This is a genomic window from Streptomyces sp. NPDC050610 (genome assembly GCF_040654875.1).
Lineage (GTDB): Bacteria > Actinomycetota > Actinomycetes > Streptomycetales > Streptomycetaceae > Streptomyces.
In genome coordinates this window covers 1-24,298 of sequence record NZ_JBFAIV010000043.1, presented here as the reverse complement: position 1 = coordinate 24,298, position 24,298 = coordinate 1, and the positions used below count along the sequence as shown (strand labels likewise).

At 73.2% G+C, this 24,298-nt stretch carries 18 protein-coding genes; 3 read left to right on the top strand and 15 right to left on the bottom strand.

Translation table 11 applies throughout. The annotated features are described in order from the left end of the window. Nucleotides 1-17: 17 nt before the first annotated feature. From AB0I22_RS34780 to rimP, 8 genes are all read right to left on the bottom strand, one after another. Nucleotides 18-4,313, bottom strand: coding sequence for a serine protease (locus AB0I22_RS34780; RefSeq protein WP_363134996.1), 4,296 nt, complete (start codon nt 4,311-4,313; stop codon nt 18-20). 270 nt (nt 4,314-4,583) lie between these two features. Next, entirely contained in the window at nt 4,584-5,495 is a 912-nt protein-coding gene (truB, locus tag AB0I22_RS34775; RefSeq protein ID WP_363134995.1) for a tRNA pseudouridine(55) synthase TruB, read from the bottom strand. Next, nucleotides 5,492-5,983, bottom strand: coding sequence for a 30S ribosome-binding factor RbfA (rbfA, locus tag AB0I22_RS34770; protein ID WP_363134994.1), 492 nt, complete (start codon nt 5,981-5,983; stop codon nt 5,492-5,494). The genes truB and rbfA overlap by 4 nt, the downstream gene beginning before the upstream one ends. A gap of 38 nt (nt 5,984-6,021) precedes the next feature. Further along, nucleotides 6,022-6,315, bottom strand: coding sequence for a DUF503 domain-containing protein (locus AB0I22_RS34765; RefSeq protein WP_363134993.1), 294 nt, complete (start codon nt 6,313-6,315; stop codon nt 6,022-6,024). 133 nt (nt 6,316-6,448) lie between these two features. After that, nucleotides 6,449-9,616, bottom strand: a complete 3,168-nt coding sequence (infB, locus tag AB0I22_RS34760) for a translation initiation factor IF-2 (protein ID WP_363134992.1) — start codon at nt 9,614-9,616, stop codon at nt 6,449-6,451. 148 nt (nt 9,617-9,764) lie between these two features. Beyond that, nucleotides 9,765-10,052, bottom strand: a complete 288-nt coding sequence (locus tag AB0I22_RS34755) for a YlxR family RNase P modulator (RefSeq protein WP_363134991.1) — start codon at nt 10,050-10,052, stop codon at nt 9,765-9,767. 160 nt (nt 10,053-10,212) lie between these two features. Next, complete coding sequence (nusA, locus tag AB0I22_RS34750; protein ID WP_363134990.1) at nt 10,213-11,250, bottom strand: transcription termination factor NusA; 1,038 nt, start codon at nt 11,248-11,250, stop codon at nt 10,213-10,215. Nucleotides 11,251-11,252: 2 nt separating this feature from the next. Next, nucleotides 11,253-11,828, bottom strand: a complete 576-nt coding sequence (gene rimP, locus AB0I22_RS34745; RefSeq protein ID WP_363134989.1) for a ribosome maturation factor RimP — start codon at nt 11,826-11,828, stop codon at nt 11,253-11,255. Nucleotides 11,829-12,009: 181 nt separating this feature from the next. Between rimP and AB0I22_RS34740 the strand changes: the two genes are divergently transcribed. The 3 genes from AB0I22_RS34740 to AB0I22_RS34730 all read left to right on the top strand — a co-directional run bounded on the left by AB0I22_RS34740 (nt 12,010) and on the right by AB0I22_RS34730 (nt 14,098). After that, complete coding sequence (locus tag AB0I22_RS34740; protein ID WP_363134988.1) at nt 12,010-12,555, top strand: hypothetical protein; 546 nt, start codon at nt 12,010-12,012, stop codon at nt 12,553-12,555. Nucleotide 12,556: 1 nt separating this feature from the next. Further along, nucleotides 12,557-13,090: a ferritin-like domain-containing protein gene (locus AB0I22_RS34735; protein ID WP_363134987.1), complete on the top strand. Its 534-nt coding sequence runs from the start codon at nt 12,557-12,559 to the stop codon at nt 13,088-13,090. 75 nt (nt 13,091-13,165) lie between these two features. Continuing rightward, complete coding sequence (locus tag AB0I22_RS34730) at nt 13,166-14,098, top strand: aminoglycoside phosphotransferase family protein (protein WP_363134986.1); 933 nt, start codon at nt 13,166-13,168, stop codon at nt 14,096-14,098. A gap of 128 nt (nt 14,099-14,226) precedes the next feature. Here the strand turns inward: AB0I22_RS34730 and AB0I22_RS34725 are convergent, their stop codons facing one another. The 7 genes from AB0I22_RS34725 to AB0I22_RS34695 all read right to left on the bottom strand — a co-directional run bounded on the left by AB0I22_RS34725 (nt 14,227) and on the right by AB0I22_RS34695 (nt 23,834). Further along, on the bottom strand, nt 14,227-15,927 hold the full coding sequence (locus AB0I22_RS34725) for a proline--tRNA ligase (protein ID WP_363134985.1): 1,701 nt from the start codon (nt 15,925-15,927) through the stop codon (nt 14,227-14,229). 93 nt (nt 15,928-16,020) lie between these two features. Then, nucleotides 16,021-16,554 (bottom strand): GNAT family N-acetyltransferase, encoded by a 534-nt coding sequence (locus AB0I22_RS34720; protein ID WP_363134984.1) that lies wholly within the window; start codon nt 16,552-16,554, stop codon nt 16,021-16,023. 95 nt (nt 16,555-16,649) lie between these two features. Beyond that, nucleotides 16,650-17,495, bottom strand: a complete 846-nt coding sequence (locus tag AB0I22_RS34715) for a GNAT family N-acetyltransferase (RefSeq protein ID WP_363134983.1) — start codon at nt 17,493-17,495, stop codon at nt 16,650-16,652. Between the two features lie 343 nt (nt 17,496-17,838). Continuing rightward, the gene (ispG, locus tag AB0I22_RS34710) at nt 17,839-18,993 is read right to left on the bottom strand and encodes a flavodoxin-dependent (E)-4-hydroxy-3-methylbut-2-enyl-diphosphate synthase (protein ID WP_363134982.1); all 1,155 of its coding nucleotides are present in this window, start codon (nt 18,991-18,993) and stop codon (nt 17,839-17,841) included. A 209-nt stretch (nt 18,994-19,202) separates the two neighbouring features. Further along, the gene (locus AB0I22_RS34705; RefSeq protein ID WP_363134981.1) at nt 19,203-20,504 is read right to left on the bottom strand and encodes a site-2 protease family protein; all 1,302 of its coding nucleotides are present in this window, start codon (nt 20,502-20,504) and stop codon (nt 19,203-19,205) included. Further along, on the bottom strand, nt 20,501-21,781 hold the full coding sequence (gene dxr, locus AB0I22_RS34700) for a 1-deoxy-D-xylulose-5-phosphate reductoisomerase (RefSeq protein ID WP_363134980.1): 1,281 nt from the start codon (nt 21,779-21,781) through the stop codon (nt 20,501-20,503). The genes AB0I22_RS34705 and dxr overlap by 4 nt, the downstream gene beginning before the upstream one ends. 118 nt (nt 21,782-21,899) lie before the next feature. Further along, the gene (locus tag AB0I22_RS34695; RefSeq protein ID WP_363134979.1) at nt 21,900-23,834 is read right to left on the bottom strand and encodes an acyl-CoA dehydrogenase family protein; all 1,935 of its coding nucleotides are present in this window, start codon (nt 23,832-23,834) and stop codon (nt 21,900-21,902) included. Between the last annotated feature and the right edge of the window lie 464 nt (nt 23,835-24,298).

Sequence of the window (24,298 nt, the reverse complement as noted above, 5' to 3'; positions counted from 1 at the left end):
CTGTCCAATACGCAGGTCTAAGAGTGCCATGCCGGGTCCTCGCGCCACGCATCGGGCGTTGCGCCCGCCAGTTGGACGCGGGCTCGCGGGCCCACCACCGCCGCCCATTCGGCGGGGGCCGATTCCAGCCAGCCGCGCACCAGCGCGGCGAAGCCGGGCACGTCGCAGGCCAGCTGGAGCAGCCGCCGGTCGAAACAGGCCGCGCCCTCCGCCGTACGGGCCAGCAGCAGCCCGGTGCGGTGGACGAGGTCGCGGGTACGGGCCGGACCCCGGTCGGCCGCGCCCTCAGCGGCCGTACGGAGCAGCGCGTCGAGAGTGGCGGCGTCGGGCACGTACAGCCCGTACTGGCCGTACTGTCCGTGCCCCTCGTGTTCCAACAGCACCTCCAGCAATTCGTGTCGCAGGGGGCGCGAGAGGCGGGTGCCGGGGGCGGCCAGCACGGGGGCGAGGGCCCGGCGGGCGTGTGGCGACCTGGCGCGCAGCATGTCGCAGACGAGCGGGAAGAGCAGCGCTCGGGCGGGCGCGCCGTGTTCGAGCCTGCGGTCCACGAAGGCCGCGGCGTGTCGGGCGCCCCCGGGCCGGTGCTCGACGTGTTCGCGTACGAGCTCGGCGGCGCGGCGGGCCAGCGCAGGGGGGCTCACGTCGGCGAGCGTGCGCATGGTCTCCAGCGTGCTGTCCGGGGCGTCGCCCGATGCGCGCAGGCGGGCCCGGAGGGCTTGGAGGACCGATTCGGGGTGGGTGGGCAGGGCCGCGGCGAGGGCGCTCGGCGACAGCTGCGGGTCGCCCGCGGCGAACCGCGCGAGGGCCCGCTCCAGATGTCCGGCGCGGGTCTCCGGGTCCCGTACGAGCAGGGCGAGGGCCGCGCCGTACAGGGAGTGGCCGGCGGGGCGGGCGAGGAGGGCGAGGGCCGCGTAGCGCAGCAGTTCGCGGTCGGCGCCGGTGGCGATGTGCGGGGCGGCCCGGAGCCCGTACGCGGCCGCTGCCGCATGCCGTTCGCCGCGGGGGTCGTGCGCCCAGCGGTCGACGGCCCGGCAGACGGCGGACGGCTCGTCCTCGGCGAGAGCGGCCAGCAGCTCGTCGGCGAGCGGGTGGGCGGCGTCCACGAGCGCTTCGGTGAGATCGTCGACGGCGCGCCGCCGGTGCGTGTGGAGCAGCGCCTGGGCGGCAAGCGCGACGGTGGGCCGGAGGTCGTCGCCGTCCGGCGCGGCGGCGGCACGGAGCGGGCGGTCGTCGGTGAACCAGCGGCACAGCAGGGCCTGGGCGGCGCAGGGGTCCTCGGCCAGCACGGCCGCGACTGCGGGCAGGAACCGCTCCGGCGCCCCGGCCGGGTCCTTGGCGTTGGCGGGCGGCGCGTCGGCGGGCAGCAGCAGCCGCAGCAATTCGAGCCGGTCGGGCAGGGCGAGGGAGAGGCGCAGCCAGAACCACGGGCCGAACTCGCCGAGCCCGCCGTGCCGCAGGGAACGCGCGGCCACTCGGTCGGCGAGGAGGCGCAGCACACCGAGGTAGGGGACGGCGTCGGGGACGCGAAGCAAGGTTTCGCCAAGGAGGTGGGCGGCCCACCATGAGGCATTGGAGATCCGTTCGGCCTCCGGCGGCTGCTGATCGGAGAGCTGCTCGGGAGGCTCGTCGGCGGGTACAGATGGGCGGCCGTCTCGCGAAGGCGAGCGGCTGCCTCCCGAGGGCGTCCGGTCGTCTCCCGAGGGCGGACCGTCGCATCCCCAGGGCGCGCCGCCGTCTGCCGCGGGTAGGCGGCCCGCCGAGCGACCGTCCGCCGCCGTCTCCCTCCGCGCGCCTCCGCCCGCAGAAGCGACCCATGCGTGTCCCCCGGCACCGCTCCTCGCCCGGCGCAGACGGCCGTCTGTGGTCACGGTCCAAGCGTCTCCGCCCGCCGGTTCCGCGGTCGTGCCGTCCGTAGGCGGGGCGGGCCCCCATTCCACGGCTGCCCGGCGCGCGCCCCGGGGCGCGGAACCTTCCGAAGCGCCGGCCCCCGACCGCTCGTCCCCCGCCTGTTCAGTCCCCGACCGCTCGGCCTCCACCTGCTCAGTCCCCGACCGCTCGGCCCCCACCCGCTCGGCCCCCGCCGCGCCGAGCGCGTCCACCGCGTGGACCAGCTCCGTGAGGCGGTCGGCGAGTTCGGCCGAGCCGGATCGGCGGCCGAGGAGGAGCAGGGCGTGGAGTACGGGGCCGATGCGGTGCCGGGGAACGGGCAAGGGGCGCGGCTGCTCGGGCGGCGGGGCGGGGGCGGGCCACCGGCGGGCGGCGCGCCTGCCCCATCTGCGTACGGGCGCGGGGGCGGCTTCCGCCATATGAGCGGTGGCTGTCCCCGGCCGGGAGGGCAGCCGGACGGCGGCCTCCGGCGCGGAGCCCAGCACGTCGCCCTGCCCCTGACAGGCCCGCGTCTCGCGCCAACGGTGCACCAGGGCGTTCAGCGCCGTGTCGAGGTCGAGGTGGCGCCCTTGCAACCAGTCGGCGAACTCCTCATGCGCGAAGCGGTAGCCCGGTCCGGCCGGGACGAGGAGGCCCTCTTTCAGTACGGCGGCGGCCCAGCCGGTGCGCCAGGGGAAGAGTTCCTCGAACGAGTCGCGGTCCAGCTCGCCCTGGCCCGGACCGAGGCAGCGCCGGGCGGCTTCGTGCGCCAGCCCGGCCACGCGGGCGGCGAGCCGGCGCACGGCCGGGCCGCGCCCCGGCGGCTGTCCGCCGGCGGCGAGCCGGACCGCGACGCGCAGGCAGAGCAGGTCGAGGTAGGCGGAGAAGACCTCCCACCGGTCGGGGGCGCACGATTCCGCGACCGCCCCCGGCTCACGCCCACTCAGCGCGCCGACAGCGTCCGCCCCCTGCCCCGGCGCAAGCCCCGCACCACCTCTCTCCACCCCTTCACCGCCCTCGCCAGGGATGTCCGACATCGCCGCCCGTACCTCCGCCAGCAGCCTCAGCGTCAGCGGATGGCCGGCATCCGCCGGGGCCGCGGCGTCGGCCGGCAGGCCGTACCGGACGTGCGCCTGGTCCCGCTGCCGAGGGGTGAGGCCGGCGAGCCGGGCACAGGGCGGGAGGGCACGGGAGGCGGAGCGGGCGGCGGGTGCGGGGCGGTGGAGGGCGCCCGGCGGGAAGAGCGCGCCGGCCTGCTCCCAGTGTTCGGGGCGGCAGGCGACGATCAGGCGGGTCCCTGAGGCCCGCAGCCACTCGGCGGTGGCCGCCGTCCAGCCGGACAGCTCACGGGTGAGCGCGGGCGGCATCTCCTCCGGCCCGTCGAGGAGGACGAGCAGCGGACGCCCGGCCGCGCGCGTGAGCCGTGCGACGCCCTCGGGCGTCACGGCCGCCGTGTCGCCGACCGTCCCGACCGCCCCCGCCGACGCCGTGACGATGCGTCCCGCCGCCGTCAGCGCCCGGGCCACGGCGTCCCGTACGCTCACGTCGCCCGCGCGCAGGTCCGCGCCGCGCAGCCACACCGTGGGGGCGGGGGCCGCGCCCCTGGCCCGGCGCGCCGCGAGCGCGGCCAGCTCGGTCGTACGTCCCGTGCCGGGGTCTCCGACGAAGCCGAGCACCGGGGCGTCGCCGCCGAGGAATCCGGTGAACTCCTCGGCGGTGTCCGGGCGTTCGGCAGGTTCGCCCCAGGGGCACGGGCCGCCCGCCGTGCCGAGGGACAGGGCCGTGAGCTGGAGCGCGCCCGCGAGGTTCAGGTCCGGCCCGTACGCGGGCACGGACGCGGCGTTGCGCGCCAGCAGCGCGGCGAGCGGACCTCCGGGGTCCGCTTCGGCCGTGGCGCGCAGCGGGATCGCGAAGCCGCCCGCCCGGCGGCCGGTGTGCAGGGCGGTACCGAGGACGGCGACGACCGCTCCGGTCCGCGCGTCGAGCACGGGCCCGCCCGCGGCGCGCTCGCCGAGCCGCACGCCCTCCCGGTCTCCCACGGTCAGCTCCAGCGCCGCGCCCAGCAGGTGGAAGCGGTCGGTGGCCGTGTACGTGACGGCCGTGCCGCCCACCACCCTGGCGTCGAGCCAGCGCCGCGTCCGCAGGCGCACGCCCGCGCCCGGCTCGATCGCGGTGGAGGCGGCGACGGCGAGCGGCGGCACGCTCAGCCCTTCGGTCCGTACGAGCGCGAGGTCGGACTCCGGGAGGGCCACCACGGCGTCGTCGCCGACCAGGCAGGTCTGTTCGCCGGAGGCGTGCAGCACGACGCGCGCGAGGCCGTCGACCGCCTCATGGCTCGTGATCAGGGTGCCGTGGTCGTCCGCGAGGAAGCCGGTGCCGCGCGGCCGCCCGGCCAGATCCCGGATGCGCACCAGCGCCTCGTCCGGATCGGTACGCCGCCACGCCATCCGCCGAGCCTCCCCGCGCCCCGCCGCCCCGTACTCAGACGGTATGCGGCGAGTGATCGCCGGAAACACCTCGCACCGCGAACGCGCCCCCTCGCACCCCCGTGGTTCACTCCGAGCGCCTGCTCGATGGGGTGAATCAGGGCCGCGGGCCGGATGGAGAGCCGGTGAGGGGGTTCGTGGGGCGGGAAGGGGCGGGCGAACCACGCCGCCCGCCCCACGACGGGCCCGAATCCGCCGCGGCGACGCGCGGGGCGACGGGCCGCGTCCGCCTCAGGCGAAGACCGCCAGGCTCTTGGCCTTGCCGCCCTGGCTCTCGACGAGCACGAGGAACTTCCCGTCGGGCCCGAAGACGGCGACCGGCCCGGGCCCGTCCGCCACGGCCGGCGGCATCCGCAGCCGCACGCCGTTGGCCAGCAGCCGGGCCTGCTCCTCGTCGACGTCCCAGCGGGCGAAGGCCGCCTCGGCGGCCTCGGCGACCGGCATGACCGTCAGCTCCTCCTGGAGCTGCTCCAGCGTGCGGGCCGCGTCCAGCCCGTACGGGCCGACGCGCGTGCGCCGCAGCGCGGTGAGGTGGCCGCCGACGCCCAGGTCCGCGCCCAGGTCGCGGGCGAGCGCGCGGATGTACGTACCGGACGAGCAGACCACGGAGACCAGCAGGTCCTGGACGGGCGTGCCGTCCTCCGCGACCCCGTCGTGCACCGCGTGCACGACGAAGGAGGAGACCGTCACGGGCCGTGCGGGGATCTCGAAGTCCTCGCCCTCCCGCGCCCGGGCGTACGACCGCTTGCCGTCGATCTTGATGGCGCTGACCTTCGACGGCACCTGCATGATGGCGCCGCTCAGCTTGGCGACCGCGGCGTCGACGGCCTCGCGCTCGATGCCGGAGGCGTCGGCGGAGGCGGTGAGCTCGCCCTCCGCGTCGTCCGTCACCGTCGACTGGCCGAGCCGGACCGTGCCGACGTACTCCTTCTCGGTCAGCGCCAGATGGCCGAGGAGCTTCGTGGCCCGCTCGACGCCGAGCACGAGCACGCCCGTCGCCATCGGGTCGAGCGTGCCCGCGTGCCCGACCTTGCGGGTGCGGGCTATGCCGCGCATCTTGGCCACGACGTCGTGCGAGGTGAAGCCGGCCGGCTTGTCGACGATGACCAGGCCGTCCGGACAGGTGGATGCTGCGTGCTTCATTCGGCGGCGGTCCCCTTGCCCTGCGCGCCGCCGTCGCCGTCGGCCTCCCCGCCGTCCTCGGCGCCGTCCTCACCCGGCTTGCGGTAAGGGTCGGCGTCGCCGGCGTAGGACTTGCCGGAGGAGACCTCGCGGACCTCCGCGTCCTTGGCCTTGGCCTTGGCGAGCAGGTCCTCGATGGTGCGGGCGTTGTCGGGCAGGGCGTCCGGGACGAACGTCAGGGTCGGGGTGAAGCGCACCCCGGTCTCCCGGCCGACCGTGGAGCGCAGCACGCCCTTGGCGCTCTCCAGGGCGGCCGCGGAGGCCGCGCGCTCCTCGTCGTCGCCGTAGACCGTGTAGAACACGGTCGCCTCCCGCAGGTCGCCCGTGACCCGGGTGTCCGTGATGGTCACATAGCCGAGCCGCGGGTCCTTGATCCGGCGCTGCAGGGTCTCCGCGACGATCTCCCGGATGCGGTCGGCCAGCTTGCGCGCCCGCGCGTTGTCGGTCATGCGCCTACTTCTTTCTTCTTCGGTTCATTCATCGGTCGTCACTCGTCGTCGCCGTGGATCCGCCGTCGCACGGACAGCAGCTCCACCTCGGGACGGGCGGCGACCCAGCGTTCGCAGCGGTCCAGCACATCCACGAGATGTCCCGTGTCCCCGGAGACCACCGCGAGGCCGATCTCGGCTCTGCGGTGCAGGTCCTGGTCGCCGACCTCCGCCACGCTGACCGCGTACGCGCGGCGCAGCTCGGCGACGATCGGGCGCACGACGGAGCGTTTCTCCTTCAGCGACCGTACGTCGCCCAGGAGCAGGTCGAAGGAGAGCGTCCCTACATACATGCGGTGCGGGTGAAGCCCACCCGGGAGGCGTGAGGCATTTGGTGTACAAGCTCTTCGAACCGTACACGCAACGGCCGGGGCCGATCGACGGAAATAACGCTCCGCCGACCGGCCCCGGGTCGCTCATGGACGATCAGCCGCGAGGCTTCTCGCGCATCTCGTACGTCGCGATGACGTCGTCGATCTTGATGTCGTTGAAGTTGCCGAGGTTGATACCGCCCTCGAACCCTTCCCGAATCTCGGTGACGTCGTCCTTGAAGCGGCGCAGACCCTGGATGTTGAGGTCCTCCGCGATGACCTTGCCGTCGCGGACGAGGCGCGCCTTGGTGTTGCGCTTGACCTCGCCGGAACGGATGAGGACACCGGCGATGTTGCCCAGCTTGGACGAGCGGAAGACCTCGCGGATCTCCGCCGTGCCCAGCTCGACCTCTTCGTACTCCGGCTTGAGCATGCCCTTGAGGGCCGCCTCGATCTCCTCGATCGCCTGGTAGATGACCGAGTAGTACCGGACGTCGACGCCCTCGCGCTCGGCCATCTGCGTGGCACGGCCCTCGGCGCGGACGTTGAAGCCGATGACGATCGCGTCGGAGCCGGACGCCAGGTTGATGTCGGACTCGGTGACCGCACCCACGCCGCGGTGCAGCACGCGGATGTCGACCTCCTCGCCCACATCGAGCTGGAGCAGCGAGGACTCCAGGGCCTCGACCGAACCGGACGCGTCGCCCTTGATGATGAGGTTGAGCTGCTGGATCTCGCCGGCCTTGAGCACCTTGTCGAGGTCCTCCAGCGACACCCGGCGGGTGCGCTTGGCGAAGGCCGCGTTGCGCTCGCGCGCCGCGCGCTTCTCGGCGATCTGCCGGGCCGTACGGTCCTCGTCGACCACGAGGAAGTTGTCGCCGGCGCCGGGGACGTTGGTGAGACCCAGGACCAGGACGGGGGTCGAGGGACCCGCTTCCTCGACGTTGTTGCCCTTGTCGTCGAGCATCGCCCGGACGCGGCCGTAGGCGTCGCCCGCGACCATCGTCTCGCCGACCCGCAGCGTGCCGCGCTGGACCAGCACGGTGGCCACGGCGCCGCGGCCGCGGTCGAGGTGGGCCTCGATCGCGATGCCCTGCGCGGCCTGCTCCGCGTTGGCGCGCAGGTCGAGCGAGGCGTCGGCGGTGAGCACGACGGCCTCCAGGAGGGCGTCGATGTTCTCGCCCTTGCGGGCGGAGATGTCGACGAACATCGTGTCGCCGCCGTACTCCTCGGCCACCAGCCCGAACTCGGTGAGCTGACCGCGCACCTTGGTCGGGTCGGCGCCCTCGACGTCGATCTTGTTGACCGCGACCACGATCGGCACCTCGGCCGCCTTGGCGTGGTTCAGCGCCTCGATCGTCTGCGGCATCACACCGTCGTTGGCCGCCACCACGAGGATCGCGATGTCGGTCGACTTCGCACCGCGGGCACGCATGGCGGTGAACGCCTCGTGACCCGGGGTGTCGATGAAGGTGATCGCGCGGTCCTCGCCGTTGACCTCGGTGGCGACCTGGTACGCACCGATGTGCTGCGTGATGCCGCCGGCCTCGCCCGCGACGACGTTCGTCTTGCGGATCGCGTCCAGCAGTCGGGTCTTGCCGTGGTCGACGTGGCCCATGACGGTCACGACCGGCGGGCGGGAGACGAGCATCTCCTCGCCGCCCTCGTTCTCGCCGAACTCGATGGAGAAGGACTCCAGGAGCTCGCGGTCCTCCTCCTCCGGGCTGACGACCTCAAGGACGTAGTTCATCTCGTCGGCGAGGAGCTGCAGCGTCTCGTCGGTGACCGACTGGGTCGCCGTGACCATCTCGCCGAGGTTGAGCATCACGGCGACGAGCGACGCCGGGTTGGCGTTGATCTTCTCCGCGAAGTCGGTGAGGGAGGCACCACGCGACAGGCGGACGGTCTGTCCGTTGCCGCGCGGCAGCATCACGCCGCCGACCGACGGGGCCTGCATGGCCTCGTACTCCTGGCGCCTCTGCCGCTTCGACTTGCGGCCGCGCCGCGCCGGACCGCCGGGGCGGCCGAAGGCGCCCTGCGTTCCGCCACGGGCGCCGGGACCACCCGGACGACCGCCGAAGCCGGGACGGCCGCCGAAGCCGCCGGGGCCACCGCCGCCGGGACGGCCGGCGAAACCGCCGCCGCCACCCGGACGACCGGCACCGCCGCCGCCACCGGGACGACCGGCGAAGCCGCCGCCGCCCGGACGACCGGCGCCGCCACCGGGACGGCCCGCGCCGCCGCCGGGACCACGACCGCCGCCGGGGCCGCCGCCAGGACGGGGACCGGCAGCCGGACGCTGCGGCATCATGCCGGGGTTCGGACGGTTGCCGGCGGGAGCGCCGGAACCGGGGCCGGGACGCGCGCCGCCCTGCGGACGGGGCATGCCGCCCGGGGTCGGCCGGGCGCCGCCCTGACCGCCCTGGGGACGCGGAGCGCCGCCGGGGCCGCCCTGCGGACGCGGGGCGCCGCCGGGACCGCCCTGGCCGCCGGGGCGCGGGGCGCCGCCGGGACGGGGGGCCTGCGGACGGGCCATGCCGGTGGAGCCACCGGACGTGAAGGGGTTGTTGCCCGGACGCGGTCCGGACGGGCGGGCGCCGCCGGGGCGCGGACCGCCCTGGTTCTGGCCGCCGGGGCGGGGGCCCCGCTCGGGACGGCCGCCGTCGCGCTGGCCGCCGTCACGCTGCTGACCGCCGTCACGCTGGCCGCCGCCCTGCTGACCACCCTGGGCCGGGCGCGCGGGGCGCGGGCCGGGGGTGGCGCCGGGGCGCGGGGCGGACGCGGCGGGGCGCTCCTGCTGAGCCGGACGCTCGGCCTGGGCCGGACGCTCGGCCTGGGCCGGGCTCTCCTGCTGAGCCGGGGCCGGCGCGGAAAACTCCGCGGCGGGCACCGGAGTGACCGGCGCGGGCTTGGCCGGCGCCGGCTTCGGGCCCGGACGCGGGCCGGGCGTCGGCGCGGAGCCGGCTCCCGGGGCCGCGGCGGGCTTGGCGGGGGCGTCCGCGGCCGGCTTGGGAGCCGGGGCAGCGGGACGCGCCGACGGACCCGGGGTGGGTGCGGCCGGCTTGGCGGGGGACGCCTTGCGGGGCGCCCCGGGCTTCGCAGCGGACTTGCCGGCGTTGCCGCCGGGCCCCTGCAGTGCGTCGGTCAACTTGCGAACAACCGGCGCCTCGATCGTCGAGGACGCCGAACGTACGAATTCACCGAGTTCTTGGAGCTTGGCCATGACGACCTTGCTCTCCACTCCGAACTCCTTGGCGAGTTCGTATACCCGGACCTTAGCCACTTCGCTCCTTTTAGGTCCGGGTTCACGCCGGACCGTCGCTACTTCATGGGCGTACTCATCGCGTACTCATCGAGTGCTCATCGCAATCTCGACCTACTTCCGACTCGCGAGGTACCTGACCGCACGGCTTTCCCGTGCCGTTCTCTTCTTACGGCGTTGCCTGCTCGACGAAGCCACGCACTCGCGTGGTGTCGAGCGGTCCCTGGTCCCCCTGATAGCGGAGGGCCCTGGGAAACGCCCGGCGGCGGACCGCCAGGTCGTAACAGACCACTGCGGGGTGCAAATAGGCGCCCCGGCCGGGCAGCGTACCGCGAGGATCGGGGGTGCAAGCGCCCTCGACCGCCACGATGCGCAGCAGTTCGCTCTTGGCCGTTCGCTCCCGGCAACCCACACAGGTTCGCTCTGGGCATGCTCGGGCGTGCGTCCGACCAGACACTGCTTAAGTCTACCTCCCCGCGACGACATAACCCCTTCGGGTTACTGATCGCGCGCTTATTCGTTTCAGTCCGTTCCCGGTCCCGACCGTACGGACCCCGGCCGCGGGGCCCCGGCCGTACGGTCGTCCCGTGCCCGGCCCCGCTCGTACGGGGCCGCGCTCAGTCCCGGTCCCGGTCCTGATCCCGGTCGCGGTCGCCGCCCCGGTCGCCGGGCTGCTCCGTGTCCGGCCGGATGTCGATGCGCCATCCGGTGAGACGGGCGGCGAGGCGGGCGTTCTGCCCTTCCTTGCCGATGGCGAGCGAGAGCTGATAGTCGGGGACGGTGACGCGCGCGGAGCGCGCGCCCAGGTCCACGACCTCGACCTTGGAGACCCGGGCCGGGGACAGCGCGTGCGCCACCAGCTCGGCCGGGTCGTCCGACCAGTCCACGATGTCGATCTTCTCGCCGTGCAGCTCGGCCATGACCGCCCGCACCCGGCCGCCCATCGGGCCGATGCAGGCGCCCTTGGCGTTGAGCCCGGACCGGGTGGACCGGACGGCGATCTTCGTGCGGTGGCCGGCCTCGCGGGCGATGGCCGCGATCTCCACGGAGCCGTCCGCGATCTCCGGGACCTCCATGGCGAAGAGCTTGCGCACCAGGTTGGGGTGGGTGCGCGAGAGCGTCACGGACGGGCCGCGCACGCCCTTGACCACCCGTACGACATACGTGCGCAGCCGCGTGCCGTGCTTGTACTCCTCGCCCGGCACCTGCTCCTGCACCGGCAGGATGGCCTCCAGCCGGCCGATGTCGACCAGCACGTTCTTCGGGTCCTTGCCCTGCTGCACGACGCCCGCGACGACATCGCCCTCGCGCCCCGCGTACTCGCCGAACGTGATCTCTTCCTCGGCGTCGCGCAGCCGCTGCAGGATGACCTGCTTCGCGGTCGTCGCCGCGATCCGGCCGAAGCCGGAGGGGGTGTCGTCGAACTCGCGGGGCTCCTGCCCCTCCTCAAGGTCCGTGAGGTCCTCGGCGTTCTCCTTCGCCCACACCGTCACGTGGCCGGTGTCGCGGTCCAGCTCCACCCGGGCGCGGCGGCGGCTTCCCTCGGTGCGGTGGTACGCGATGAGGAGGGCCGATTCGATCGCCCCGACCAGCAGGTCGAACGAAATCTCCTTCTCCCGCACCAGACCCCGCAGGGCACTCATGTCGATGTCCACGGCTACGCCTCCTCTTGGCTCTCGTCGTTCGCGTCGTCGCCCGCGTCGACGGTGTCGTTCGCGTCGTCCGTGTCGTTGGCGTCGCTGTTGCTCGTCTTGCTGTTCTTGCGGTTGAACTCGATCTCGACCCGGGCCTTGGCGATCTCGGAGAACTCCAGGCGGCGGGCGGTGGGCTTGCGCCCCTTCACACCCGGCACCTCGGTGTCGAGGCCCTCGTCGTCCACGGCGATGACGCGCGTGATCAGCTCGCCGCCGGCGGTCAGCTGCGCCTTGATGAGGCGGCCGACGGCGCGCCGGTAGTGGCGCGGCTCGGTCAGCGGCCGGTCGGCGCCGGGTGAGGTGACTTCCAGGGAGTACGGGGCTCCGCCCATCGCGTCCGTCTCGTCGAGCAGCTCGGAGGCCGCCCGGCTCAGCTCGGCACACGTGTCCAGCAGCACGCCGTCATCGGAGTCCACCACGATGCGGAGTACGCGCCGCTTCCCGGCCGGCGTCACCTCGACCTCTTCCAGATCCAGCTCTCGCGCGCTGACGAGAGGTGCCAGCAATGCGCGCAGCCTCTCGCTCTGGGTGGTGCTCATCCGGGTGACTCCTCGGCCGCGTGTGCTGTTGTGGGAAAGTCGCGTGTCAGGTCAAAGCCTAGCTGTTCCGGCAGCCGGCTGACGATTCGGCGGCCGCTCCCGGGGCCCCCGCCACCGCGCCGGTACGCTCACGTGCGGTGATCATTCCCGGATCATTCCCGAACGAGGCGGAAAGAGGAACGTGCCGCTCACGACGACGAGGCGGGGCCCGGCCGACCCGCACAGACGCAGCGTGCTGACCGGGGCCGCGGCCCTCGGGGCGGCGGCGCTGCTCGCCGGCTGCTCCGAGCACCGGGAGACCGACGGCGACAAGCGCGCCCTGGCCGGCAAACGGCTGCGGGCCCGCGCCGCACGGGATTCCGCCGCGCTGCTGGACCGCTACGAGGCCACACTGGCCGCACACGCGGGGCTCGCGGGGCGGCTGGCGCCGCTGCGCGCCGAAGTCGCGCTCCACGCGCGGGCGTTCGGGGCGCGCGAGAAGCGCGCGACGGCATCGGCCGCGCCGTCCGCGTCCGCCTCGCCCTCTTCGACCGCCTCCCCCACAGCCCGTACGGACGTGCCCAAGGACGAGAAGGGCGCCCTCGGGGCCCTCGCCGACGCCGAGCGCCGCACCGCCGACGCCCGGCTGGCGGCCCTCGCGGACGCGCCGCCGGAGCTGGCCCGCCTCCTCGCCTCCGTCGCCGCCGCGGGCGCGGCGCACGTCTATCTCCTCACAGAGGGCAGCTGACATGGCCGACGCGACGCCGCGCCCCAGCGGCAGCCCCTCCGGCGGCCCCGGCGGCGACGCCCTCGCCGCGGCCCAGGCCGCCCTCGCCGCCGAACACGCCGCCGTGTACGGCTACGGCGTGGTCGGCGGACGCGTGGACAGCGCGCGGACCGCCGAAGCGCGCCAGGGCCACGACGCGCACCGCGCCCGGCGGGACGCGATGCGGCACACCGTGCGCGACCTCGGCGGCACGCCCGAGCCCGCGGCCGCCGCGTACGCGCTGCCCTTCCCCGTGCCCGACGCGCAGGCCGCGGTGCGGCTCGCGGCCGAGCTGGAGAACCGGGTGACGGGGGTCTACGCCGACCTCGTACGGGCCGCCACGGGCAAGCTGCGCCGTACGGCCGCCGACGCCATGCGCGAGGCGACGGTGCGTGCGGTGCGGTGGCGGGGCGGGAGCGTAGCCTTCCCAGGGCTCGCCGAGCGCGCCGACCAGGGCGGCACGCCGGGGGCAGCGGGGACGCCGGGGGCAGCGGGCGGAAGCGCCGACGCCATGTGAGCCCCGCCGCCCCGCCCGACCGCACCGCGACCGGCCATTGTCGCGACCGACCCGTCTGAAAGGGACAGCTCAGGGATGACCGACGCGAACGACCGCCTCCAACCGCCGGAGCGGCTGGTACGCACCCTGAGCGCCCGTCAGGGGTCGGCCGGTGACGCGGCGCGGGACTGGCTCGCCGCGCTGCCCGGCCGGGCCCTGCACTACCTGGAGCGCTGGGAGCTGACGCCCGAGCGGGTCCAGCGGCCCGGCGGCCGGGCCAGCATGGTCGTACTCGTGCGGCAGTCCGACGACACGCAGGCCGCGCTCAAGCTCGGCCTGCTCGACGAGGAGACCGCCCAGGAGCACGCGGCGCTCACCCAGTGGAACGGCTGGGGCGCGGCGCGGCTGCTGCGCGCCGACCCGGAGGGCGGCGCGCTGCTCCTGGAGCGGCTGCACGGGGATGTCAGCCTGCGTTCGCTGCCCGACCCGAAGGCCATGCTGGAGGCCGCCGCCACGTTGCAGCGGCTGTGGGTGAACCCGGAGGAGGCGCACCGCTTCGCCTCGGTCGCCGACCGTACGGCCGCGCTGGCCGACGCGGTCCGCGAGCACCGCGAGCGGCCCTGGGCGGCGGACGCCGAAGCCGTCATCGACGAGGCGCTGGAGCTGCGCGACGCGCTGGTCGCGGACGCGCCCGGCGACGCCCTTCTGCACGGCGACTACCACCAGGGGAACGTGCTGGCGGGCGACCGCGTCCCGTGGCTGGCCATCGATCCGAAGCCGCTGGTGGGCGAGCGCGCGTACGACCTGGCCCGGCTCGTACGCGACCGTTCGGAGACCCTCCTGGCCTCTTCCGGCGCGGCCTCCGCCGCCCGCCGCCGCATCTCCAAGCTGGCCGACTCCCTGGAAGTGGACCGCGACCGCCTCCGCGGCTGGTCCCACTTCCGGACCACGGAAGCAGCCCTGCGAAGACTCTCCCAGGGCCACCGCCAGCAGGGCGAACTCCTCCTGGAATTCGCGGACTTGCTGTAACCGCCCCGCGGCGCGGCCACCGGTTCAGCCCGTCAGGGGGCGCCTCCCAGCGGTAGCCGGCGGAGGTTGGGGACCGGGGTCCGGGGCCGCGCCCCGAAAATCCCAGCCCCCACCTGCCAGGGAATCCGTCAGCCCGTCACCCGGGCAATGGCCTCCGCCACCGGAAGCTCCTCCCGCTCCCCGGTCCGGCGGTCCTTGAGCTCCACGACGCCCTCGGCGGCTCTGCGCCCGGCGACCAGGATCGTCGGCACGCCGATCAGCTCGGCGTCGGTGAACTTCACGCCCGGCGAGACGCCCGCCCGGTCGTCGACCAGCACCCGCGTCCCGGCCGCGTTCAGCCGCTCCGCGATGTCGAGGGCCAGCTCGGTCTGCTGGGCCTTGCCCGCCGCGACGATGTGCACGTCGGCGGGGGCGATCTCGCGGGGCCAGCAGAGCCCGGAGCCGTCGTGGGTCTGCTCGGCGAGCGCGGCGACGGCGCGGGAGACGCCGATGCCGTACGAGCCCATGGTGACGCGCACCGGCTTGCCCTGCTGTCCGAGCACGTCGAGCCCGAAGGTGTCGGCGTACTTGCGGCCGAGCTGGAAGATGTGGCCGATCTCGATCGCCCGGTCGAGCTTCAGGCCCGCGCCGCACCGGGGGCACGGGTCGCCTTCCTCGACGACGACCACGTCGAGGTACTCGTCCACCTCGAAGTCCCGGCCGCACACCACGTTGCGGGCGTGCGTGTCCGCCTTGTTGGCGCCGGTGACCCAGGCCGTGCCGGGCGCCACCCGCGGGTCGGCGAGGTAGCGGAACGCCTTGCCCGCCAGCCCCTGCGGGCCGACGTAGCCGCGCACGAGGTCGGGGCGGCCGACGAAGTCCTCGGCCGTCACGAGCTCCACGACGGCGGGCGCGAGGTGCTCGCCCAGCTTGCCGAGGTCCACCTCCCGGTCGCCGGGGACGCCGACGGCCGTGATCTCGCCGTCGACCTTGACGAGGAGGTTCTTGAGCGTCGCCGAGGCCGGCACGCCGAGGTGCTCGGCGAGGGTCTCGATGGTCGGGGTGTCGGGGGTGTCCAGCTCCTCGACGGGGCCGTGCTCGGTGTCGGGCACGGGCGGCACGACCGCGGTGACCGCCTCGGTGTTGGCGGAGAAGTCGCAGGAGGGGCAGTCGGCGAAGGTGTCCTCGCCGGCCTCGGCGGGGGCGAGGAACTCCTCGGACGCCGAGCCGCCCATCGCGCCGGAGACGGCGGAGACGATGCGGTAGTCGAGGCCGAGCCGGGCGAAGATGCGGGTGTACGCCTCGCGGTGCAGCCGGTACGCCTCGGCCAGCCCCTCGTCCGTGGCGTCGAACGAGTACGAGTCCTTCATCTGGAACTCGCGCCCGCGCAGCACGCCGGAGCGGGGCCGCGCCTCGTCGCGGTACTTCGTCTGGATCTGGTAGACGATCACGGGCAGGTCCTTGTAGGACGTGCACTGGTCCTTGACCGTGAGGGTGAAGATCTCCTCATGGGTGGGGCCGAGCAGGTATTCGGCGCCCTTGCGGTCCTGGAGGCGGAAGAGCAGGTCGCCGTACTCCTCGTAGCGGCCGCTCGTCTCGTACGGCTCCTTGGGCAGCAGCGCGGGCAGCAGCACTTCCTGGCCGCCGATGGCGTCCATCTCCTCGCGCACCACCCGCGAGACGTTCTCCAGCACCTTCTTGCCGAGTGGCAGCCAGGTCCAGATCCCCGCGGACGTGCGGCGGACGTAACCGGCGCGGACCAGCAGCTTGTGGCTGGCGGTCTCCGCGTCGGCCGGGTCGTCGCGCAATGTCTTCAGCATCATCGTGGACATGCGCTGGACGTGGGCCATGGTGATCTCCTGCGTGCGAAGTGGGATGCACAGGAGATTAGCCGCCGCCACCGACAGCCGGGAAATGGGTTCCCCGTGCCCCCCGCCCGTCCCTCACCTCGGCAGCGGCAGCAGCGCGCCCATCACGGCGTAGGCGCTGGGCGCGGACGGGAAGTGCACCGGCCGCGCCAGGTCCCGGTAGCCGAGCTTGCGGTAGAGCGCGCGGGCGGGGCTCTCGGTGTCGATGGCGGAGAGGATCGAGCGCGGTTCGTCGGCGCTGTCCGTGATGGCGGTGATCAGCGTCCGGCCGATGCGGCGCTTCTGGTAGGCGGGCAGCACGTGCAGTTCGGTGATGACGAAGGCGTCGTCCAGCCAGGCGTCGTTGCCCCGGCCGCGCAGGTACGGCTCGACGACCGTCGCCCACCAGTGGTGGCGGTCGTTGGGCATCCCGTAGACGAAGCCGACGAGCCGGCCGTCCTCCGTGGTCGCGCCGAGCGCGCGGGCTCCGGGGTTCAGCAGGTGCCGCAGCACGATCTGGCGGCGTACGCCGATCTCGTCGTCGGTGAGCCCGAAGGCGAGCGCCTGTACGGCGAGGGCGTCGTCCACGCGCGCGGCGAGGTCGAGGGGACCGACCACGATGTCATCCATGCCGGGAGGCTACCGGTGCGGCGCCGTGCGCGTCCCGCCCGGCGGCCCTGCCGGCCCCAGCGGTCCCGCCGGCCGCTTCCGACTGCCCCCGCGGATCAGAACAGCACGCTCATGAACGCGCCGACTTCCCTGAAGCCGACGCCGCGGTACGTGGCGCGGGCCGCCGTGTTGAAGTCGTTGACGTAGAGGCTGACGACCGGGGAGACGTCGCGCAGGGCATAGCCCAGTACGGCCGCCATGCCGCTCTTGGACAGGCCCTGGCCGCGGAACTCGGGGGCGACCCAGACGCCCTGGATCTGGCAGGCGCGCGGGGTGGCCGCGCCGATCTCGGCCTTGAAGACGACGCGGCCGTCCTCGACGCGGGCGAAGGACCGGCCGGCGCTGACCAGTTCGGCGACGCGCGCCTGGTAGAGGAGTCCGCCGTCGCCCGCCAGGGGCGAGACGCCGACCTCCTCGGTGAACATCGACACGCAGGCCGGCATGATCACGTCCATCTCGTCCTTGCGGACGCGGCGGACGAGCGGGTCGGGGGCGACGTCCGGCGGCATGGCCTCGGCGGCCATCAGCGGCTGGCGGGAGCGGACCTCGCGGGCCGGTCCCCAGCTGGGCTCCAGCAGCGACCACAGCTCCGCGGTGGCCTCGGTGGGGCCCACGATGGAGGAGCAGCGGCGGCCGCTGCGGCGGGCGCGGTCGGCGAAGGCCCGTACGGCCGCGGGGCCGGCGCAGATGGGCACCAGGTTGGCGCCCGCGTAGCACAGGGACTCCAGCCGGCCGTCCGCGTACCAGCCCCACATCTCGCCGCCCAGCCGCCACGGGTCGAGCCCGGCGACCTGCACGCGTGCGGCGACGAAGGCGTTGGCGACCGGGTCGCGGTCCAGTACGGCGAGCGCCGCGTCGAGCTCTGCGGGCTCCAGGACCCTGGTGGTGGTCGTCGTCAACACGTCTCGGATTGCCTCACCGGTTCGGGCCGCGGGCCATGGGGGATCAGGTCTTGGCACTGTACCTCGCCATTCCGGCGGGGCACCGAGCGCGCGGCCGGACACGACAGCGCCCCACGCGGTGGGCGCGGGGCGCATGAGGCACGGGAGGCCGTACGGGCGTCAGTACGGCCGTGAGGCCCGTACGCGAACCGGCTTACGGCCGCGGGGCCCGCATATGACCATGAGGCCCTCCGCGGAACTCGTACAGGGTCCGTACAGCTCTGGGGTCCGTACAGGCGGAGCCACCGGGCCCACGGCGCCGGGGTGCGCCCCGGCGCCCGAAGGCCGATGAGCCTCGAAGCCGTCAGCCGACGCTCACCGCGGGCTCGCCGGACATGACGCCGTCCTTCTCCATCTGCTCGGCGATCTTCATCGCCTCGTCGATGAGGGTCTCGACGATCTTCGATTCGGGGACGGTCTTGATGACCTCGCCCTTCACGAAGATCTGCCCCTTGCCGTTGCCCGAGGCCACCCCGAGATCCGCCTCACGCGCCTCACCCGGACCGTTGACCACACAGCCCATCACCGCGACGCGCAGCGGCACCTCCATGCCCTCCAGCCCCGCCGTGACCTCCTCGGCCAGCTTGTACACATCCACCTGCGCCCGGCCGCACGACGGACACGACACGATCTCCAGACCCCGCTGGCGCAGCCCCAGCGACTCCAGGATCTGATTGCCGACCTTGATCTCCTCCACCGGCGGAGCCGACAGCGACACCCGGATCGTGTCCCCGATCCCCTCGCTCAGCAGGGCGCCGAACGCCACCGCCGACTTGATCGTCCCCTGGAACGCCGGACCCGCCTCCGTCACACCCAGGTGCAGCGGGTAGTCGCACTGCGCGGCCAGCTGCCGGTACGCGTTGACCATCACGACCGGGTCGTTGTGCTTCACCGAGATCTTGATGTCCCGGAACCCGTGCTCCTCGAACAGCGAGCACTCCCACAGCGCCGACTCCACCAGCGCCTCCGGCGTCGCCCGCCCGTACTTCTGCAGCAGCCGCTTGTCCAACGACCCCGCGTTCACCCCGATCCGGATCGGCGTCCCCGCGTCCGACGCCGCCTTCGCGATCTCCTTCACCTTGTCGTCGAACTGCCGGATGTTCCCCGGATTCACCCGCACCGCCGCACAGCCCGCATCGATCGCCGCGAACACATACTTCGGCTGGAAATGAATATCCGCGATCACCGGAATATTCGACTTCCGCGCGATCACCGGCAACGCGTCCGCGTCATCCTGCGACGGACACGCCACCCGCACGATCTGACAACCCGACGCCGTCAACTCGGCGATCTGCTGCAACGTCGCACCGACATCCGCCGTCACCGTCGTCGTCATCGACTGCACCGAGACCGGCGCGTCGCCTCCGACGGCCACGGACCCGACCTGGATCTTGCGGCTGACCCGGCGGTCGGCGAGCTTGATCGGTACGGACGGCATTCCAAGTGAAATCGCAGTCATCTTGCGAGCAACCCCATGGTGTGGATCAAGGACCCGAGTTCGGCGGGCTCCGGTGTTCGAGATTACGGCACGGGATCAGTGGGAAGCACATCCCTCCCCGTTGTCCACCCAAACGTAGACGGCCGGACACATAGCGCGTCCGGCCGCCGCGGTCGGGCCTCTCGCCGCGCCGTACGGCCGTGTGGCCGTACGGTCGCATGGCCGGCGCGCTAGGTCAGCCGCACCGGATTGACGACGTCCGCTACGAGGACCAGCAGCGTGAAGCAGATGAAGACGCCCGCGACCACGTAGGCGACCGGCATCAGCTTCGCGACGTCGAAGGGTCCGGGGTCGGGGCGGCGGAAGACCCTGGCGAAGGCGCGGCGCACGGACTCCCACAGCGCGCCCGCGATGTGCCCGCCGTCCAGCGGGAGCAGCGGGAGCATGTTGAAGAGGAAGAGCGACAGGTTGAACCCGGCGACCAGGAAGAGCATGGTCGCGATCTGCTGGGACGGCGGGATGTGGAGGTTGAAGACCTCGCCGCCGACGCGGGCGGCGCCCACGACGCCCATCGGGGAGTCGGCCTTGCGCTCGCCGCCGTCGAAGGCCGCGTTCCACAGGTCCGGGATCTTCCCGGGCAGGTTGACCAGCGATTCGACGCCGGAGGCGACCATGTCGCCCATGCGGTCCACGGACTGTCCGAAGGACTGCTGGACGATGCCCGGCGCGGGGCTGAAGCCGAGGAAGCCGGCCTTGACGTACTGGCCGGCGACTGGCTTGTCCTTGCCGTCGTACTTCTGGACCTGGTTGGGGATGAGGTCGGCGTGCAGCTCCTTGCGCTGTCCGTCGCGCTCGACGGTGATGGTCGCCGTGCCCGTGGTCCTGCGGATGTCGTCCTGGAGCGTCGACCAGTCCTCGATCTTGTGCCCGTTGAAGGCGACGATCTTGTCCTTCGGCTGAAGACCGGCGGCCTTGGCAGGCGACGGCTTGGCCCCGGCCGGGCACTTGTCGGTCTTGGCGTCGGCCGCCACCACGCACTCGGAGACCGAGGAGACCTGGGTGGTCTGGGTGTTGATGCCGAACGTCATCATCACGCCGAGGAAGATCGCGACGGCGAGGACCAGGTTCATGAACGGCCCGGCGAACATCACGATCACGCGCTTCCACGGCTTGCGCGTGTAGAAGAGCCGCGACTCGTCGCCGGGCTCCAGCTCCTCGAAGGCCGCCGAACGGGCGTCCTCGATCATGCCGCGCCACGGCGAGGTGGAGCGCGCGGTGATCCTGCCGTCCTCGCCCGGCGGGAACATCCCGATCATGCGGATGTAGCCGCCGAGCGGGATCGCCTTCACCCCGTACTCGGTGTCGCCCTTCTTCCGCGAGAAGATGGTCGGCCCGAAGCCGACCATGTACTGCGGCACCCGGATGCCGAAGAGCTTCGCGGTCGAGAGGTGGCCGAGCTCGTGCCACGCGATCGAGAAGAGCAGGCCCACCACGAAGACGACTATCCCCAGGATGGTCATCAGTGTTGTCATGCGCGAGCCTCCGAGGTTGCGTGCGCTGTACGAGCGGTGCGGGCGGCCAGTTCACGGGCCCGGGTGCGCGCCCAGGTCTCGGCCTGCAAGACGTCCGCGACCGAGAGGCGGGTTCCCGAAATGGGTTTTCCGTGCTCCGAAACCACTTCCGCGACGGTATCGACAATCCCTGTGAACGGCAGCCGTCCGGCGAGGAAGGCGGCGACGCACTCCTCGTTGGCCGCGTTGAAGACGGCGGGCGCGGTGCCGCCCAGCGCGCCGACGTGGCAGGCCAGGCCGACGGAGGGGAACGCCTCGGTGTCGAGCGGGAGGAACTCCCAGGTGTGGGCCTTGGTCCAGTCCACCCCGGGCGCGGCGTCGGGGACCCGCTCCGGCCAGCCCATGCCCAGGGCGATCGGCATCCGCATGTCGGGCGGGCTGGCCTGGGCGAGCGTCGAGCCGTCCGTGAATTCCACCATCGAGTGGATGTAGGACTGCGGATGGACCACGACCTCGATGCGCTCGAAGGGGATGTCGAACAGCAGATGCGCCTCGATGACCTCCAGCCCCTTGTTGACGAGGGTCGCGGAGTTGATGGTGACGACGGGGCCCATGTCCCAGGTGGGGTGGGCGAGCGCCTGCTCCCGGGTGACGGCCCCGAGCTGGTCCTTGGTGCGGCCGCGGAAGGGGCCGCCGGAGGCGGTGACGACGAGCTTGCGGACCTCGCGGGGGGCGCCGCCGAGCAGGGCCTGGAAGAGGGCGGAGTGCTCGGAGTCGACGGGGACGATCTGGCCGGGCCTGGCGGCGGCCTTGACCAGCGGGCCGCCGGCGATCAGCGATTCCTTGTTGGCGAGGACGAGGACCCGGCCCGCTTCGAGGGCGGCCAGGGTGGGCGCGAGGCCGATGGAGCCGGTGATGCCGTTGAGGACGGAGTGGCACTCGGTGCGGGCCAGTTCGGTGGCCGCGTCCGGCCCCGCCAGGATCTCGGGCAGCGGCTCGGCGCCGTACCGCGCGGCGAGCGCCTCGCGCAGCTCGGCCGCCTTGTCCGCCCGGGCGACGGCCACGGCGGTCACCCGGAGCCGGTGCGCCTGCTCGGCCAGGAGGTCCACCCGGCCGCCGGCGGCCGACAGGGCGGTCACGCGGAAGCGGTCGGGGTTGCGGAGGACGACATCGATGGCCTGCGTGCCGATCGAACCGGTCGAGCCGAGGATGACGATGGAGCGAGGGCCGCTCGGGCTTTCGCCCGGGGCGTCGGCCGGGGCGAATCGCAGATGCGGGGCAGCGAGGGAGTCCGTCATCCCCCCATTGTTGCCGCAACCGTTCCGGGGGCGGCACCGCGTCCCCCGGAAAGGTGATCTCGCGCCCCACCAGCCCCGGCCGGGCGCGGGCGCGCGGCCGGGGCGGGGGTCCGGAGCGTCAGCGGATCGGCCGGTGCAGGTTGTCGGTCCTGGCCGGGCCCGGGGTGGCGTCGGCGATCCAGGGGCCGTCGCCGCTGGGGTCGATGACGCCGCTCTCCAACCACGCGTACGTACCCGACATGACCCCGGAGACGACCTTGCGGTCGAGGTCGTCGGTGTTGGTCCACAACCTGCCGAACAGCTCTTCGACCCGAATCCGGGACTGCTCGCAGAAGGCGTCGGCGAGCTGGTACGCCTCGGCTCCGTGGTCGCCCTGGGTGCGCAGCATCTCCGCCCGTACGCACGCGGCGCTCATCGCGAAGAGTTCGGCGCCGATGTCGACGACGCGGCTGAGGAAGCCCTGTTTGGTCTCCATCCGTCCCTGCCAGCGGGACATCGCGTAGAAAGTGGAACGGGCGAGCTTGCGGGCCGCGCGCTCGGTGTAGCGCAGGTGGCCGCTGAGGTCCCGGTGGCCGGGCGGGGCGAACTCGCCGTAGGAGTTCGGAAGCTGCCCGGGCCCGGCGACGAGCTTGGGCAGCCAGCGGGCGTAGAAGGCGCCGGCCTTGGCTGCCGCCCGGCCCTTGTCCGTGAGGGAGGTGTCGGGGTCGATGAGGTCGCCGGCGACCGAGAGGTGGGCGTCGACGGCCTCGCGGGCGATGAGCAGGTGCATGATCTCGGTGGAGCCCTCGAAGATCCGGTTGATGCGCAGGTCGCGCAGGATCTGTTCGGCGGGCACGGCGCGTTCGCCGCGGGCGGCGAGCGAGGCGGCGGTCTCGAAGCCGCGGCCGCCGCGGATCTGGACGAGCTCGTCGGCGATCAGGCAGCCCATCTCGGAGCCGTACAGCTTGGCCAGCGCGGCCTCGATGCGGATGTCGTTGCGGTTCTCGTCGGCCATCTGGGAGGAGAGGTCGACGACGGCTTCGAGGGCGAAGGTGGTGGCCGCGATGAACGAGATCTTGGCGCCGACGGCCTCATGTTTGGCGATCGGCTTGCCCCACTGCTCGCGCGCCACCGACCACTCGCGGGCGATCTTCAGCGCCCATTTGCCCGCGCCGACGCACATGGCGGGCAGCGAGAGGCGGCCGGTGTTGAGCGTGGTGAGCGCGATCTTCAGGCCGGCGCCCTCCGGCCCGATGCGGTGCGCCGCCGGGACCCGGACCTGGTGGAAGCGGGTCACGCCGTTCTCTAGGCCGCGCAGCCCCATGAAGGCGTTGCGCCGCTCGACGGTGACGCCCTCGGCGGCGGCCTCGACGACGAAGGCGGTGATGCCGCCCTTGTGGCCCTCGGATTTGGGCACGCGGGCCATCACGACGAGGAGGTCGGCGACGACGCCGTTGGTCGTCCAGAGCTTGACGCCGTCGAGGAGGTATGAGTGCCCGTCGGGCACCGCGGCCGTCGCGAGCCGGGCCGGGTCCGAGCCGACGTCCGGCTCGGTGAGCAGGAACGCGGAGATGTCCGTACGGGCGCAGCGGGGCAGGAAGGCGTCCTTCTGCTCCTGGGTGCCGAAGATCTTCAGCGGCTGGGGCACGCCGATGGACTGGTGGGCGGAGAGCAGCGCGCCGAGGGCGGGGTTGGCGGAGCCGACGAGAGCCAGTGCCTTGTTGTAGTACACCTGGGTGAGGCCGAGTCCGCCGTACTTCGTATCGATCTTCATCCCGAGCGCGCCGAGCTCCTTGAGCCCGTTGATCGTCTCGTCCGGGATCTTCGCTTCGCGCTCGATGCGGGCGCCGTCGATCTCCGTCTCGCAGAAGGCGTGCAGCTTGGTGAGGAACTCCTCGCCGCGGTCGACGGCCTCCGGGTCGGGCATCGGGTGCGGGTGGATCAGGTCGAGCCGGAAGCGGCCGAGGAACAGCTCCTTGGCGAAGCTGGGCTTGCGCCAGTCCTGTTCACGGGCGGCCTCGGCGACCTGTCGTGCCTCGCGTTCGCTCACGGGTCGTACGGATGGTGCGGTCATGAGGGCTCACCTCGCCGCGGCGTCGGGGTTGTACCGATCGGCTACCGACCGGTGCTACTCGTCCGTATGTACCCGATCCGTACGGGCTCTACCAGTCCCCGCGCAGAACGCACGCGGGTCGGTGTCCGGCGGCGCGGCGTGAGGATCCGGCTCCGCGCGGGTCGTACTTCCCGATGCCCGGCGGCGGCGATGAGCGCGGCGGCCGGGGCGGGGGAACGCGGCTCGCTCCGGGTACAGGGTTCCGGAGCGCGCCGCGTTCGCACGGCGGCTGGGTGTCCCGGCCGCGGACTTCTGAGGTCCAGGTCGGTTACGGCCGGAGGCTCAGAAGTCCGGGCCGGTTACGGCCGAGGGCTCAGAATTCCGGGCCGGTTAGGGCGTGCAGATCTTTAACTCACCATCTTGATCTTGCTTTGGTTGGGGCCGGAAGCGAGGAATGCTGCGATGTCGGCTGGTGTGCGAAACCG